At 69.5% G+C, this 13736-nt stretch carries 11 protein-coding genes; 4 read left to right on the top strand and 7 right to left on the bottom strand.

Translation table 11 applies throughout. The features are described from left to right. Positions 1-82: 82 nt before the first annotated feature. Both RMN86_RS13385 and RMN86_RS13380 read right to left on the bottom strand, forming a co-directional pair. Entirely contained in the window at positions 83-559 is a 477-nt protein-coding gene (locus RMN86_RS13385) for a hypothetical protein (RefSeq protein ID WP_309606347.1), read from the bottom strand. Between the two features lie 105 nt (positions 560-664). Further along, a complete protein-coding gene (locus RMN86_RS13380) occupies positions 665-2584 on the bottom strand; it encodes an ATP-binding protein (RefSeq protein ID WP_309606346.1) in 1920 nt (639 codons plus the stop codon). 266 nt (positions 2585-2850) lie between these two features. Here RMN86_RS13380 and RMN86_RS13375 point away from each other — a divergent pair, with 266 nt between their 5' ends. The 4 genes from RMN86_RS13375 to serA all read left to right on the top strand — a co-directional run bounded on the left by RMN86_RS13375 (position 2851) and on the right by serA (position 6709). Further along, positions 2851-3186: a hypothetical protein gene (locus tag RMN86_RS13375; RefSeq protein WP_309606345.1), complete on the top strand. Its 336-nt coding sequence runs from the start codon at positions 2851-2853 to the stop codon at positions 3184-3186. An 86-nt stretch (positions 3187-3272) separates the two neighbouring features. After that, complete coding sequence (locus tag RMN86_RS13370) at positions 3273-3701, top strand: hypothetical protein (protein WP_309606344.1); 429 nt, start codon at positions 3273-3275, stop codon at positions 3699-3701. A 135-nt stretch (positions 3702-3836) separates the two neighbouring features. Continuing rightward, positions 3837-5006: a phosphoserine transaminase gene (locus RMN86_RS13365; protein WP_309606343.1), complete on the top strand. Its 1170-nt coding sequence runs from the start codon at positions 3837-3839 to the stop codon at positions 5004-5006. Between the two features lie 128 nt (positions 5007-5134). Beyond that, entirely contained in the window at positions 5135-6709 is a 1575-nt protein-coding gene (gene serA, locus RMN86_RS13360; RefSeq protein WP_309606342.1) for a phosphoglycerate dehydrogenase, read from the top strand. On the opposite strand, the gene RMN86_RS13355 is transcribed toward serA, so the two are convergent. From RMN86_RS13355 to RMN86_RS13335, 5 genes are all read right to left on the bottom strand, one after another. Beyond that, a complete protein-coding gene (locus RMN86_RS13355) occupies positions 6706-6969 on the bottom strand; it encodes a MoaD/ThiS family protein (protein WP_309606341.1) in 264 nt (87 codons plus the stop codon). The genes serA and RMN86_RS13355 overlap by 4 nt on opposite strands. A 24-nt stretch (positions 6970-6993) precedes the next feature. Continuing rightward, on the bottom strand, positions 6994-8118 hold the full coding sequence (locus RMN86_RS13350) for a glycosyl hydrolase (RefSeq protein ID WP_309606340.1): 1125 nt from the start codon (positions 8116-8118) through the stop codon (positions 6994-6996). 87 nt (positions 8119-8205) lie between these two features. Continuing rightward, positions 8206-11433 (bottom strand): error-prone DNA polymerase, encoded by a 3228-nt coding sequence (locus tag RMN86_RS13345; protein ID WP_309606339.1) that lies wholly within the window; start codon positions 11431-11433, stop codon positions 8206-8208. Then, a complete protein-coding gene (locus RMN86_RS13340) occupies positions 11430-12959 on the bottom strand; it encodes a DNA polymerase Y family protein (protein ID WP_309606338.1) in 1530 nt (509 codons plus the stop codon). The genes RMN86_RS13345 and RMN86_RS13340 overlap by 4 nt, the downstream gene beginning before the upstream one ends. After that, positions 12877-13665: a protein imuA gene (locus tag RMN86_RS13335; protein ID WP_309606337.1), complete on the bottom strand. Its 789-nt coding sequence runs from the start codon at positions 13663-13665 to the stop codon at positions 12877-12879. Before RMN86_RS13335 ends, RMN86_RS13340 begins: the two co-directional genes overlap by 83 nt. Positions 13666-13736: the final 71 nt, after the last annotated feature.

Raw genomic sequence — 13736 nt, 5'->3', positions numbered from 1 at the left:
TGAGTGGAGGAGAAGGGCTCCAGATATAGCGACGACCCTGTTCATTCCCGGCTGACTTGATTCAAGTCAGCCGGGACAGGGTCTAGCGCCGTCCGTCGTGGCGATCGTTCTGGGCGTAGCTGTTCAGCGTCGCCTCGACGCGGGCCATGGTCTGCTCGACGCGCTGACGCTCCGAGCCGTCGGCTCGACCGGCCTGAACGCGCAGAGCGGCGGGCTTGACCGCCAGCAGGGCCGCGCGCAGATCCCGCCCGTCGCGCCACGAGATGCGGTGCTGGCGCGCGGCGTTGTCGACCTTCCAGTCCAGACCGTAGAGGCGGTGCATGATCTGCCGGTCCTCGGGCTGGATGCGGGCCGGCTGGTCATAGCCCTGGGTGTGGCGCGGATCCTGGCCATAGGCGGGTCGCGAGTCAGCGCCATCGTGGCGATGCTGTTCATCGCCCAGATTCTGGGGCTGGTCGTAGGCGGCGTGGTCCTGGCCGCGCCAGGGTTGGGCGGCGACCGGTGCGGCGGCGGCGGCCAGGGTGGCGGCGGCCGTCAGCGACAGCAGGATGGTCTTCATGGCGGGATCCTCCGTGAACCTTGAGGCGCCGGAAATTCCGGCCTCAAGGTTGTCATCGGACCACGCAACGCATGACGCGGGCCTGAGGCTCCCGTTATTCGGTGTTCAGCTGGTCCGGGCGTCGGTCCGTCGGGGGCTCGCCCCGGTCGCCGCGGCGGTGAGCGCATTGGAGATCGCTTCATAGAGCTTGGCGATCTCGATCGGCTTGGCGACGTGCCCGTCCATGCCAGCGGCCAGGTACTCATCGACCTGATGGCTCAGGGCGTTGGCGGTCAGGGCGACGATCGGGGTGCGCTTGCGGTTGTCGCGGGCTTCCGCCGCGCGGATCTCGCGCGCGGCGTCGATGCCGTCCATCACCGGCATCTGGATATCCATCAGCACCAGGTCGTAGCCGCCCGCCCGCCAGGCATCTACCGCCTGCTGGCCGTCGGCGACGATGTCGATGTCGATGCCGAGCGAGTCCATCACCGCAGCCAGCACCTGGCGGTTGGTGGGGTTGTCCTCGGCCGCCAGCAGCCGCAGGTCGCGGGCGTCGGAGTCCGGGGCGTCCTGGACCTCGCCCGCCGCGGCGACCTGGCCGCGGTCAAGCGGCAGTTCGACGGTGAACGTCGAGCCCTGGCCCTCGCGGCTCTCCACCGCGATCGTGCCGCCCATCATCTGCGTCAGCTCGCGACAGATCGCCAGGCCCAGCCCCGTGCCGCCGAACCGGCGCGTGGCGGAGTTGTCGGCCTGGGTGAATTTCTCGAACAACGCCGGCAGCTTTTCCGGCGCGATGCCGACGCCGGAATCGCCGACCACCAGGCGCAGGGCGCCGCTGCCCGGATTGAGGTCGACGCGAACCTCGACCGCGCCGCGCGGGGTGAACTTGACCGCGTTGGAGAGCAGGTTGCCGACGATCTGGCGAAGGCGGTCGGGGTCGCCGCGCCACCACCCTCTGACCTCGTCGGCCAGCGACAGGTTGAACGCCAGGCCCTTGCCGTCGGCCAGCACCCGGAAGGTCTCCACCGAAGGCGCCAGGGTCGAGTCGAGATCGAAGTCCTCGGTCACCAGACTGAGCTTTCCGGCCTCGATCTTCGACAGGTCCAGCACATCGTTCAGCACCGCCAGCAACAGGCTGCCGGACTGGCGGATGATGCCAAGGCGCTCGCGCTGCACCGGTCCCAGGTCGCCCATGGACATCACCTCGGCCATGGCCAGGACGCCGTTCAGCGGGGTGCGGATCTCGTGGCTCATATTGGCCAGGAACTGGGTCTTCAGGACGTTGGCGGCATTGGCCGCGTCGCGGGCGTCCTCCAGCTCGCGCATGGCGCGCTTGAGCTCGGCCTCGCGCTCGCCGAGCTTGCCGAGCAGGTGGTTGAAGCTGTTGGTCAGGCCGCGGAACAGCTGGTCCTGCGCCCGGACTTCCACCGGCTCGAAGCTGCCGCCGCCGGCCACCTCGTGCATGGCCTCGGACAGCCGCAGCACCGGCGCGATCACCCGGTGGGCCATTCCGCGCGCCAGGAACAGCGCCACGCCGATGCCGCCGAACAGCAGGGCCGCGGTGAGCGCCACGAACTTCGGCAGCATCGCGGCGAACCGGGGCTGACCGACCACCAGGACCAGCCGGCCCAGCGTCCGCCCCTGCGACCTCACCTCGGCCTGGACGGTTTCCGTCGGCCCCAAGGACAGGTCGCGCTCCGGCGCGCGGTCGAAACGCGCCAGGACCGCGCCGGCGGGATCGGTCAGGCGCGCGGACAGGACACTGCGGCTGTCGGCCAGGGCGTTGAGCGGCGCCTGCATCGCGCCCGGCGCGCCACCGACCATCTCGGCGGCCTCGGTGGCGGCGATGATTGCGGCCAGCCCGACGTAGCTCTGGTGCGACTGGGTGCGGGCCACCGCCCACTGCTGCAGCATGAAGGTCAGGCACGCGGCGACCAGCACCACCAGGGTGGTCACCAGGCCGACGCCGGCCACGCGCGCGTGGAACGTCGCGGTCGGGGCGGAGCCGGGGGCGTCGGGGCCGGAAGTGCTGGTGGGTTCGGTCATGGCTTTCGCAAGGAGACGCACGCACCTTGGCTCTAGCCCAACAATCCTAACGCTTCGCTTCGCGGGACCCTCCGCCCCTGGAGATCGCGGCAAATGGGGCGGATTTCCGACGCTGGGCGCCGGCCAGGCGGCAAACTGTGCCTTTGGCGCCACAATGCAACCCCCTGGGGTAGAAATCGTACTGAACAACCGATGAATCGATTGCGCGAAGCTTAAGGCTGCATTTACCTTAAATTGTGGTCGTTAATCTTAATCGAGGGCATTTCATGGAAAAGGCGTTTGTCGCGCAACGGGTGGCCAAGAAGCTGTTCGTCACTGAGGCCGCCGTTGATGGCGCGCTGGCGGAAGCCTCTGAACTGATGAGCGAAATGCTCCGCGCGCGTAAGGACGTGAACGTCTCGATGGTGTTCGCCGACGAAGCCGCCGTGAAGATGGTCGAGGCCATCCGCGCGCTCAGCGAAGCCCGCACCGCCATGGTCGGCGTGCACAATGAGCTCAACGAAGCCAAGCTTCGCCTGGGCATCCGCGCGAAGATGGCGATCGAAGACAAGCCGCACTTCGCGGCCGAGATCGTCCAGACGAAGATGCGCGACGTCGGCTAGATTCGCCATTGGGGCGGATTTTCGACCCAATGTTGCAAAGGTTTAACTGGTGATGCGCCTCTAATTGGGATTAGGGGCGCATTGTCATGCCAGGTTCACCGATCGCACAGCTCGCACTCGCCCTGGTGGTTGGAGTCTGCGTGCTTGCGTGGTGGAAAGGCGGCGCCGCCGAACGCTTCGGCGCAGCGCTCTTCTTCATCAACATCTTCTTCTTCATCGGCGTCGGCTATATCGCACCGCCATCGATGATGCCTGTCCTGCTACTGGTCGATGACGCGGTCACTGCCATGGGCTTGCTGTTCGTTACGCTGAGGTTCGGCAGCCTGTGGCTCGGCGGGGCGATGCTGCTCTACGCCGCGCAGTTCACCCTCCACTCGTTCTATTTCGTCACCGAGCGGCAGCCCGATGCATTCCACGCCATCGTGAACAACGCCATTTTCGTCGGCGTGGTCATTTGCCTCGGTGTCGGGACCGCGATGTCGATCCGGCGGCGACAGGCGGCCCGTCGCGAATAGTCCGCGTCACCACGCGGGCTCACCGACCCCGCAGAAAACTTTCTCTTGCAGCGCAGCACAAACCCGGGCTTCTGGCGCGCGGGCCACGCCCTCCCAACGGGGCGCAGTCCATCTGTAAGGATGGGAGACACTGCCATGACCACCCTCGCCAAGCCGGCGATGCGCCCCGCGCGTCCCGAGTTTTCGTCCGGCCCCTGCGCCAAGCGCCCGGGATGGACCCCCGAAAATCTCCAGAATGCGGTGCTTGGGCGCTCGCACCGCTCCAAGCTCGGCAAGGCCCGGCTGAAGGACGCCATCGACCGCACCCGCGCGGTGCTGGAGGTTCCCGACGACTTCCTGATCGGCATTGTCCCCGGCTCCGACACCGGGGCGGTGGAGATGGCCATGTGGTCGATGCTGGGCGCCCGGCCCGTGCAGCTGCTGGCCTTTGAAAGCTTCGGCAAGGACTGGGTCACCGACGTCACCAAACAGCTGAAGCTCGACGCCGAGGTGCTCGACGCGCCCTACGGCCAGCTGCCGGACCTGACCCGGGTGCGGCCCGACGCCGACCTGGTGTTCACCTGGAACGGCACCACCTCCGGCGTCCGGGTCCCGAACGGTGACTTCATCGCCGCCGACCGCGAGGGCATCACCATCTGCGACGCCACCTCGGCGGCCTTCGCTCAGGATCTGGCCTGGGACAAGCTCGATGTGGTGACCTTCTCCTGGCAGAAGGCGCTGGGCGGCGAAGCCGCGCACGGCGTGCTGATCCTGTCGCCCCGCGCCGTCGCGCGCCTTGAGAGCTACACGCCGGCCTGGCCGATGCCGAAGCTGTTCCGGATGACGAAAGGCGGCAAGGTTACCCTCGATCTCTTCGAAGGCGCGACCATCAACACGCCGTCCATGCTGGCGGTGGAAGACGCCATCGACGCCCTGAAATGGGCCGCCTCGATCGGCGGCCTGGCGGAAATGAAACGCCGCGCCGACGCCAATCTCGGCGTGCTCGAGGCCTGGGCCCAGAAGACCCCCTGGGTCGCCTTCCTCGCCGAGGACCCGGCCATCCGCTCCAACACCTCAGTCTGCCTGAAGGTCATCGACCCGGCCATCACCTCGCTGTCGCCGGACGCCCAGGCCGAGTTCGCCAAGAAGCTCGCCGCCCTGCTGGAGAAGGAGGCCGTGGCGCTGGACGTCGGCGGCTACCGCGACGCCCCGCCGGGTCTGCGGATCTGGTGCGGCGCCACAGTGGAAACCTCCGACATCGACGCCCTGACCCCCTGGCTCGACTGGGCCTTCGCCAGCGTCGCCTCGGAACTCACAGCGGCGTGATCCAGGCCTCCCTTCCCCCTTGCGGGGAAGGGCCGGGGATGGGGGTGAAACACCGCCTCCGCCCCGCTCGCACCCCCACCCCAACCCCTCCCCGCAAGGGGGAGGGGCTCAAGCACAGAGATTTCAAAATGCCCCGCGTTCTCATCGCCGACAGCCTGAGCCCCGCCGCCATCGACATCTTCAAGCAGCGCGGCGTCGACGCCGACGTGAAGACCGGTCTTTCCAAGGAAGACCTGATCAAGATCATTGGCGACTATGACGGGCTCGTCGTTCGCTCCGACACCAAGCCCAACAAGGAGGTCATCGCCGCGGCGACCCACCTCAAGGTCATTGGCCGCGCCGGCATCGGCGTCGACAACATCGACATTCCCGCCGCCACCGCCGCCGGGATCGTGGTGATGAACACCCCCTTCGGCAACTCGATCACCACTGCCGAGCACGCCATCGCCATGATGTTCGCGCTCGCCCGCCAGATGCCCGCCGCCGACGTTTCCACCCAGGCGGGAAAATGGGAAAAGAGCCGCTTTATGGGCGTCGAGCTCTACGCCAAGACCCTCGGCCTGATCGGCGCGGGCAACATCGGCGGCATCGTCGCCGACCGGGCGCGGGGCCTGAAGATGAAGGTGGTGGCCTACGACCCCTTCCTGTCGCCAGAGCGCGCGGTTGAAATGGGCGTCGAGAAGGTCGAGCTCGATGAGCTGCTGGCCCGGGCAGACATCATCACCCTGCACACCCCGCTCACCGAAAAAACCCGCAACATCCTGTCGGCCGAGAACCTCGCCAAGACCCGGAAGGGCGTGATGATCGTCAACTGCGCCCGCGGCGGCCTGGTGGACGAGGTCGCGCTGCGGGCCGGCCTCGACTCAGGCCACATCGGCGGCGCGGGCTTCGACGTGTTCATGCAGGAGCCGGCCCGCGAAAACGTGCTGTTCGGCGCTCCGAACTTCGTGGCCACGCCGCACCTGGGCGCCTCCACCAACGAGGCGCAGGAGAATGTCGCCCTGCAGGTGGCCGAGCAGATCAGCGACTACCTGCTGACCGGGGCCGTCACCAATGCGCTGAACAGCCCCTCCGTCACGGCGGAAGAGGCGCCGCGCCTGAAGCCCTTCATCGCTCTGGCCGAAAAGCTCGGTCTGATGGCCGGCCAGATGGTCGACTTCGGGATCAAGGCGATCGACATCGCCTACGAGGGCGAGGTGGCCAAGCTGAACGCCAAGCCGCTGACCGCCGCGGCCCTGGCAGGTGTCATGCGCCCGATGCTGGCCGAGGTGAACATGGTCTCCGCGCCCGCGGTGGCCAAGGACCGCGGCATCATCGTCTCGGAGAGCCGCCAGGAGGACTCGCCGATCTACGAGAGCCTGATCCGCATCACCGTCACCACCGAGAAGGGCAAGCGCTCCTTCGCCGGCTCGGTGCTGGCGGGCACACCGCGGGTGATCGAGGTCAAGGGCATGGACCTCGACGCCCCGTTCATGCCGACCATGCTCTACGTCAACAACCTCGATAAGCCGGGCTTCATCGGCAACCTGGGCGCCCTGCTGGGGGAAGCGGGCGTCAATATCGCCACCTTCAACCTGGGCCGCGTCTCCGCCGGCGACGACGCCATCGCCCTGGTCGGCGTCGACCAGGCGCCCAGCGAGACCCTGCTGGCCAGGATCCAGGCCCTACCGCACGTCAAGGAGGCGCGCGCGCTCCGGTTCTAACCGCCGGAGAGCGCTCCGAAGATCAGCAGCTCGTCGGCCGCGCGCAAGGGGGCCGCGACGCTGCGGGTCTCGTCGCAGCCGATGAACAGGCGCATGTGCCGACGGACCCGGTCCTGCTCGTCGATCACCCGGAATTTCAGGCCCGGATAGCGGGCGTCGAGGTCGTCGAGCACCGCGCCCACCGTCGCGCCGTCGGCCTCCAGGCGGGTCGCGCCTGCGGTGTAGGACGTCAGCTGCGAGGGGATCAGCACGTGGGTCACGGTCTTGGGGTCATGGTCTTGGGGTCATGCGCCCAGCGGCGCCGCCACCACCGAATAGATCTCCGGCAGGTGGGCGGCGATCTGGCGCCAAATCTCGCCCTCCTGGCTCATCCAGAGCTCACCCCCCGTGGTGCCGATGTAGAGGCCCATGGGGTCGCAGGCGTCGCCGCAGAAGGCCTGGCGCTTGACGGTGATCCACGCCTGTTCGGCGGGGAAGCCCCTGTCCTGGCGTTCCCAGTTCTTGCCGGCGTCGCGGGTGCGATAGGCGGCGGGCCGCCCGCCCGGGCTGGTGCGCGGCCAGACGTCCGTGCCATCCATCGGCCAGACCCAGGCGGTGTCGCGGTCGCGCGCGTGCGGCACGATGGTGAAGCCTATGTCGCCGATCTCGCGCGGCATGGCGTCGCCGACCCGTTCCCAGCGGGTCGCCGGGCGGTCGAGGCGATAGATCCCGCAATGGTTCTGCTGCCACAGCCGGTCAGGGTCGGTCGGCGCCAGCGCGATGAAATGGGCGTCCTGGCCGAACTCGGGATAGCGGTCGGGCTGGAAATCGCAGGCGACGTTCTCATTCAGCGGGCTCCAGGTCGCGCCCTGGTCGGCGGTTTCGAACACCCCGCCGCTGGAGGTCGCCAGATACATCCGCCGCGCGTCGCGGGGATCGATGACCACCTGGTTCAGCAACGATCCGTCAGGGGTGCCGGCCTCGGGCGGGCACCAGTCCCAGTAGCGGGGATGGTCGTTGAAGCCGGCGACGCCCGCCCAGGTCACCCCGCCGTCGGCGCTGCGGAACAGACCGGGAGGCGAGACCCCCGCCCACCAGACGCCCGGCTCGCTGGGATGGCCGGGCTCAAGCCAGAAGCTGTGATCGACGGAGCGCGCGCGGGGGTCGTCGGATTTCGGGAACGCCGGCGGCGACTTGGCCTCCGCCCAGGTCTCGCCGTCGTCGCTCGAGCGAAAGATCGTCGGGCCCAGGTGGCCGGTCGAGGCCGCCATCAGCATCGTCGTCCCGTCGCGCGGATCGAGCACCAGATGGTTGACGATACTGCCCAGGAAGATCGGCCCCTGGACGCGCCAGCTCTCGCGTCGGGCGTCGCTGCGATAGATCCAGGCGCCCTTGCGGGTGCCCACCAGCAGTTGGATCGCGTCGGTCATCGGCCTCTCCCTGACCTGAGGACGCGCCATATCACGCCAATCCGACACCGCTCGGCAAGTCTCTATGGAAGGCGGCCGGCGCTCGCCTCAGTGGAAATCACGGCTGCGGACCAGCTGGCTGGAGGCGCGGGCGTGAGGCGGCGGCGGGGCGGCGCCGGGGGCGTCCTCGCGGTCGCGCATCTCGCCGAGCTTGGCCGAGAGGTCGGTGAAGCGTTCGGCGACCACATGGATCACCCCATCGGCCGACTGCACACGGCCCTGCACCATCAGGAAGGCCGAGCTCATCACCAGCCGGCGGTTGGCGTCGAAGGCGTCCTTCCAGCAGACGATGTTGGCGATGCCGGTTTCGTCCTCCAGGGTCAGGAACACCACGCCCTTGGCGGTGCCGGGCCGCTGGCGCACCAGCACCAGGCCGGCGACGCAGACCCGCCGGCCGTCGCCCATCGTCGCCAGCGCGGCGCAGGCGACCGCCTGCATGCGCGCCAGGTCCGCGCAGAAGAAGCTCACCGGGTGGGCCTTCAGCGACAGGCTGGTGGTGCGGTAATCCTCGGCGACCTCCTTCGGCGGGCTCATGAAGGGCAGAAGAACCTGCGCCTCCTTCAGGCTCTGGCGGGCCAGCAGGGGCGCGTCGCGTTCGGCGTTGAGATCGCCGGCCAGACCTTTCACCGCCCACAGCGCCTGGCGCCGGTTCAGCCCCAGGGAACCGAAGGCGTCGGCCTCGGCCAGCAGCTCAAGCCCGCGCCGCGACAGGCCGCCGCGCAGCACATAGTCCTCCAGGGTGGACAAACCCCGCGCCCGGGCCGCCACGAAGGCCCTGACCTCCTCGCCCTTGAGGCCGCGCACCTGGCGCAGGCCCAGGCGCAGCGCGCGATGAGGCGCGCGAGGATCGTCGGGCGGCTCCAGCGTGCAGTCCCAGTCGCTGTCGCGGATGTCGGGGGGCCGCACCTCCACGCCGTGCTCGCGGGCGTCGCGGACCAGCTGCGCCGGCTGGTAGAAGCCCATGGGCTGGCTGTTCAGCAGGCTGGCGCAGAACGCCTCGGGGTGATGGCGCTTCACCCATGCCGAGGCGTAGACCAGCAGCGCGAAGCTGATCGCGTGGCTCTCTGGAAAGCCGTAGGAGCCGAAGCCCTCGATCTGCTTGAAGCAGCGCTGGGCGAATTCGGGATCGTAGCCCCGGCCGACCATCCCCTCGACGAACTTCACCCCGAACTCGCCCACCGAGCCATAGTGCCGGAAGGTCGCCATCGAGCGGCGCAGACCGTCGGACTCGTCGGGCGTGAACTTGGCTGCGTCGATGGCGATGCGCATCGCCTGTTCCTGGAACAGCGGCACGCCGAGCGTCTTCTTCAATATGCCTTCCAGCTCGTCCTGCGGGTGCTCCGGACCGGGCCTTGGATAGGTGACCGCCGCGGGGTTGGCCCGTCGCTTGAGATAGGGATGCACCATGTCGCCCTGGATCGGCCCCGGCCGGACGATCGCCACCTCGATCACCAGGTCGTAGAACCTGCGCGGCTTCAGCCGGGGCAGCATCGACATCTGCGCCCGGCTCTCGACCTGGAAGACGCCGACGGAATCGGCTTTGCACAGCATGTCGTAGACCGCCGGATCCTCCTGCGGAATGTGGGCGATGTCGGTGATCCGGCGGCCGTCCGGCAGCGGCGGCAGCATGTCGAAACTGCGCTTCAGCGCGGTCAGCATGCCCAGCGCCAGCACATCGACCTTCATCAGGCCCAGCGCGTCGATGTCGTCCTTGTCCCACTCGATGAAGGTCCGGTCCTTCATGGCCGCGTTGCCGATCGGCACGGTCTCGTCCAGCCGGCGTTGCGTCAGCACATAGCCGCCGACGTGCTGCGACAGGTGGCGCGGGAAGCCCAACAGGTCCTGGGCCAGGCTCACCGCCCGGCGGATTTCCGGCGCTTGCGGATCCAGCCCCGCCTGGCGGATGTGGTCGTCCGGCACGCTGTCGCCCCAGCTGCCCCAGACGGTGCCCGCCAGCGCCGCGGTGATGTCCTCGGTCAGCCCCAGCGCCTTGCCCACCTGACGGATCGCCATGCGCGGACGGTAGTGGATGACGGTGGCGACGATAGCTGCGCGGTCGCGTCCATAGCGGGCGTAGACGTACTGCATCACCTCCTCGCGCCGCTCGTGCTCGAAGTCGACGTCGATGTCCGGGGGCTCTCCCCGGTTCTCGGAGATGAAGCGGGAAAACAGCAGGTCCTGGTCTTCCTTGGTGGGATCGACCGCGGTGATCCCCAGGCAGAAACAGACGCAGGAATTGGCCGCCGATCCCCGGCCCTGGCAGAGAATCCCCCGTTCCTCCCGCGCCCAGCGCACGATGTCGTGGACCGTCAGGAAATAGTTCGGGAACTTCAGTTTCTCGATCAGGGCCAGTTCGTGGGCGACCAGCTTGGAGACCTTCTCCGGCACGCCGTCCGGATAGCGCCATCGGGCGCCTTCCCAGCTCAGGTCGTGCAGATGCTGGATGGCGGTCTTGCCGCGCGGCACCGGCTCGTCGGGATATTCATAGGATAAATCCGACAGGTCGAAGCCGACCCGCCCGGCGATCTCGACACTGCGCTCCACCGCGCCGGGAAACCGGGCGAACAGCCGCGCCATCTCGTCAGGCGATTTCAGGTGGCGCTCGGCGTTGGCGGCCAGCCGCAGTCCCGCCTGGTGGATCGTGCAGCCCTCGCGGATGCAGGTCAGCACGTCCTGCAGGGGCCGGCGTTCGGGGCCGTGGTAGAGCACGTCGTTGGTGGCGACCATCGCAGCGCCGCTCGCTTGAGCCAGGGCCGCCAGCCGCGACAGCCGGTCCAGGTCGCGCCCCCCATAGCGCCGCGAGGCCGCCAGCCAGACGGCGCCGGACAGGGCGCCGGCGATGCGGCCCAGGTCGCGCTCGAAGACCTCGTCCAGCCGGTCCGGCGGCACGACCAGCACAAGCTGGCCCTGCGCATGGTCGGCGAAGTCCGCCCAGCGCAGATCGCAGCCGCCCTTCTTCTCACGACGCTGGCCCACGGTCAGCAGGCGGGTCAGCCGGCCATAGGCCTCGCGATCGGAGGGATAGACCAGCAGGCTCGGCGTCCCGTCGGCGAAGTCCAGGCGGCAGCCGGTCAGCGCGCGGACCCTCCCCCCGCCGTCCCGCAGCGTCCGCATCGCCGACCAGGCGCGCACCACGCCGGCCAGCGAATTGCGGTCACACACCCCGATGGCCTCCAGACCCAGCGCCGCGGCGCCGGTCACCAGCTCGCCCGGGTGCGACGCCCCGCGCAGGAAGGAGAAGTTGCTGGCCGCCTGCAGCTCGGCGTAGCGGGTCATCCGAACAGTCCGTGCAGCCACCACTTCGGCGGAATTTCAGGGTCGCCATAGAGACCGGCGCGGAACAGCCAGAAGCGGGCCCCGGCCTCGTCCTCGACACGGTAATAATCGCGCACATGGCCCACGCGGACGTCGTCGATGGCGGCCTTCCACCATTCCTCGCCGATCCGCTCCGGACCTTCGGCGCGGCGCACGCGATGCAGCTGGCCGCGCCAGCGGAACTGGGTCGGCGGGTCATCGGGGGTCAGCGCCAGCACCGCCTCCACCGGCTCGGGCCGGCGGAACAGCCGGGTCGGGCGCGGGGCCTCGCGGTTCCAGGCCCGCGCGGGCGGTGGCCTGGCCAGCGGCGCGATGCGACCGACCGCCAGCTCCGGGACATGGCTTTCCACCGGGGCGGCGCGCCAGACGCGATCCTCGCCCAGGCGGTTGGTCAGCCGGTCGATCAGCGGCGCGAGGCCCTCCTCGACCGTGGTCTCGCGACCGGAATCCAGCCGCGCCTGCCGCCCCGACGTCGCCTCCGCGGCCTGCGCCGTCAGGGTCACCACCTCGATGCCGAAGCCCGGGTCGACGGTGTCCAGCCGGGGGGCGAACAGCTTGGCGATCCGCGCGGCGTCACGGCCCGGCAGCGCCAGGCCGATGGCGAGCGGCAGGGCCTTGCCGTCCAGCCGGTGGAAGCAGATCTCGAACTGTCGCGCGCCGAACCCCTGCGCCTCCAGCCGGGCGCAGAGCCGGGCGCACACGTCGAAGGTGACCCGGGCCAGGTCTTCGGGCGCGCTGATCGGCTCGGCGAAGGCCAGACGGGCGAACCAGGGGGTGGGCGGGCGGCGGAAGGTGAGCGCCTCCTCCGCACGCCCCAGCGCCTGGTCCAGGCGGGTCAGCGCGGCCTGGCCGAAGCGTCGGGCGAAGGGCGCGCGGGGAATCTCCAGCAGCTGGCCGACCCGGCGCAGGCCCAGCCGTTCGACCTGCGTCCAGGTCTGCGTCTCCAGCCGCAGGGCCGCCGGCGGCAGGGGGGCCAGCAGCGCGGCCTGCCCGCCCGGCGGAGCGATGGCGCCGTCCTGGCCGAACCGCGCCAGCGCCCAGGCCGCGCCCGGCGTGTCGGCGATAGCGCAGCGGAAGGCCAGGCCATTGGCGAACAGCCGCATCTGGAAATCGGCCAGCATCGCGGCCTCCCCGCCCCACAGGTGATCGACCCCGCTGACATCCAGGAACAGGCCGTCCGGCGTATCGGGCGCCACGGCGGGCGAGAACCGCACGCACCAGTCCGCCAGCGCGGTCAGCGCCGCCGCGTCGGCCCCAGGCTCGGCCTCGGCGGCAGCCAGTTCGGGGACCAGGGCAAAGGCGTCGGCGGCCTTCTGGCCGGGATGGAGCCCGAGTCTGGCCGCCTCGACGTTGACGGCGGACAGGCGGCGAACGGCGCGCACCGTCTCCAGCAGGGCGAAGGGGCTAGCTGGCGAGCTTGAAGGGTTGCGCCGGCGCCAGTTGCAAATCGCCCAGCTCGGCGACCAGGCGCAGAGGATGCGCGACATCGGTTGTCTCCCAGCTATAGGCCCCGGTCGCCTCCAACAGCCACGCTCCGGTGCGTCCGCCCCGGCAGCGCGCGAGCTCCGCCCGGAACCTGGGCGCGCCCAGCCCGAACGCGCCGGCTTCGGGTTCGGACGGCGCCGAGGCCACCGTCCAGCGGGTGGCCGCGGCCGAACCGCCCGCATCGCGCCGCGCCTGGCCGCCATAGGGCCGGCGGCGGATCAGAAAACCGGTGGCGCCGCGCTTCTCGCAGGCCAACTGCAGGCGCCGTCCGGCCGTGAGGTCACAGGCCTCGACCTCGCCCACCACGGCGGCGACGCCGACGGTGGCCAGCGCGTCCTCCATCACCGAAAGCGCCTCGGCTTCGTCGCGGGCGCAGACCTGGATCAGCTTTTCCGGCGGAAAGCCCAGACCGAGCAGGCCCGGCGCGCAGAGATCGTCGCGCCGCAGCACCCAGACCACCTCGCCGCGCCTGGTCAGCGGCGCGGTCAGCAGGGCGGTGAAGGCCGCGGCCGCGGCGGCCGTCTCGATCTCCATGCCCGTCCCGACGACCTCATGCCAGCGCCCCAGCGGCAGGCCGCCGCCGGGCAGCTGGTCGTCGATCCGCGGGTCGCCAAACGGCAGGGATTCAGCCTGCGCCCGTCCGCCGGCCTCGATCGCCGCGATCTTCGCCCGCATGGCGTCAAGTTGCCTTGCGCGGAAATCGGACATGACCTTGCGGACTCCTTTCGTTCTATTTTTGTTCTAGTCCTCGGGGATTGGGAGTCAAGCCGTCGGCGCCG

It is taken from the genome of Phenylobacterium sp. (assembly GCF_031360265.1).
In the GTDB taxonomy this organism is placed as follows: domain Bacteria; phylum Pseudomonadota; class Alphaproteobacteria; order Caulobacterales; family Caulobacteraceae; genus Phenylobacterium.
The sequence above is the reverse complement of the archived record's forward strand: the minus strand, read 5'-3'. Positions and strand labels throughout refer to the sequence as shown.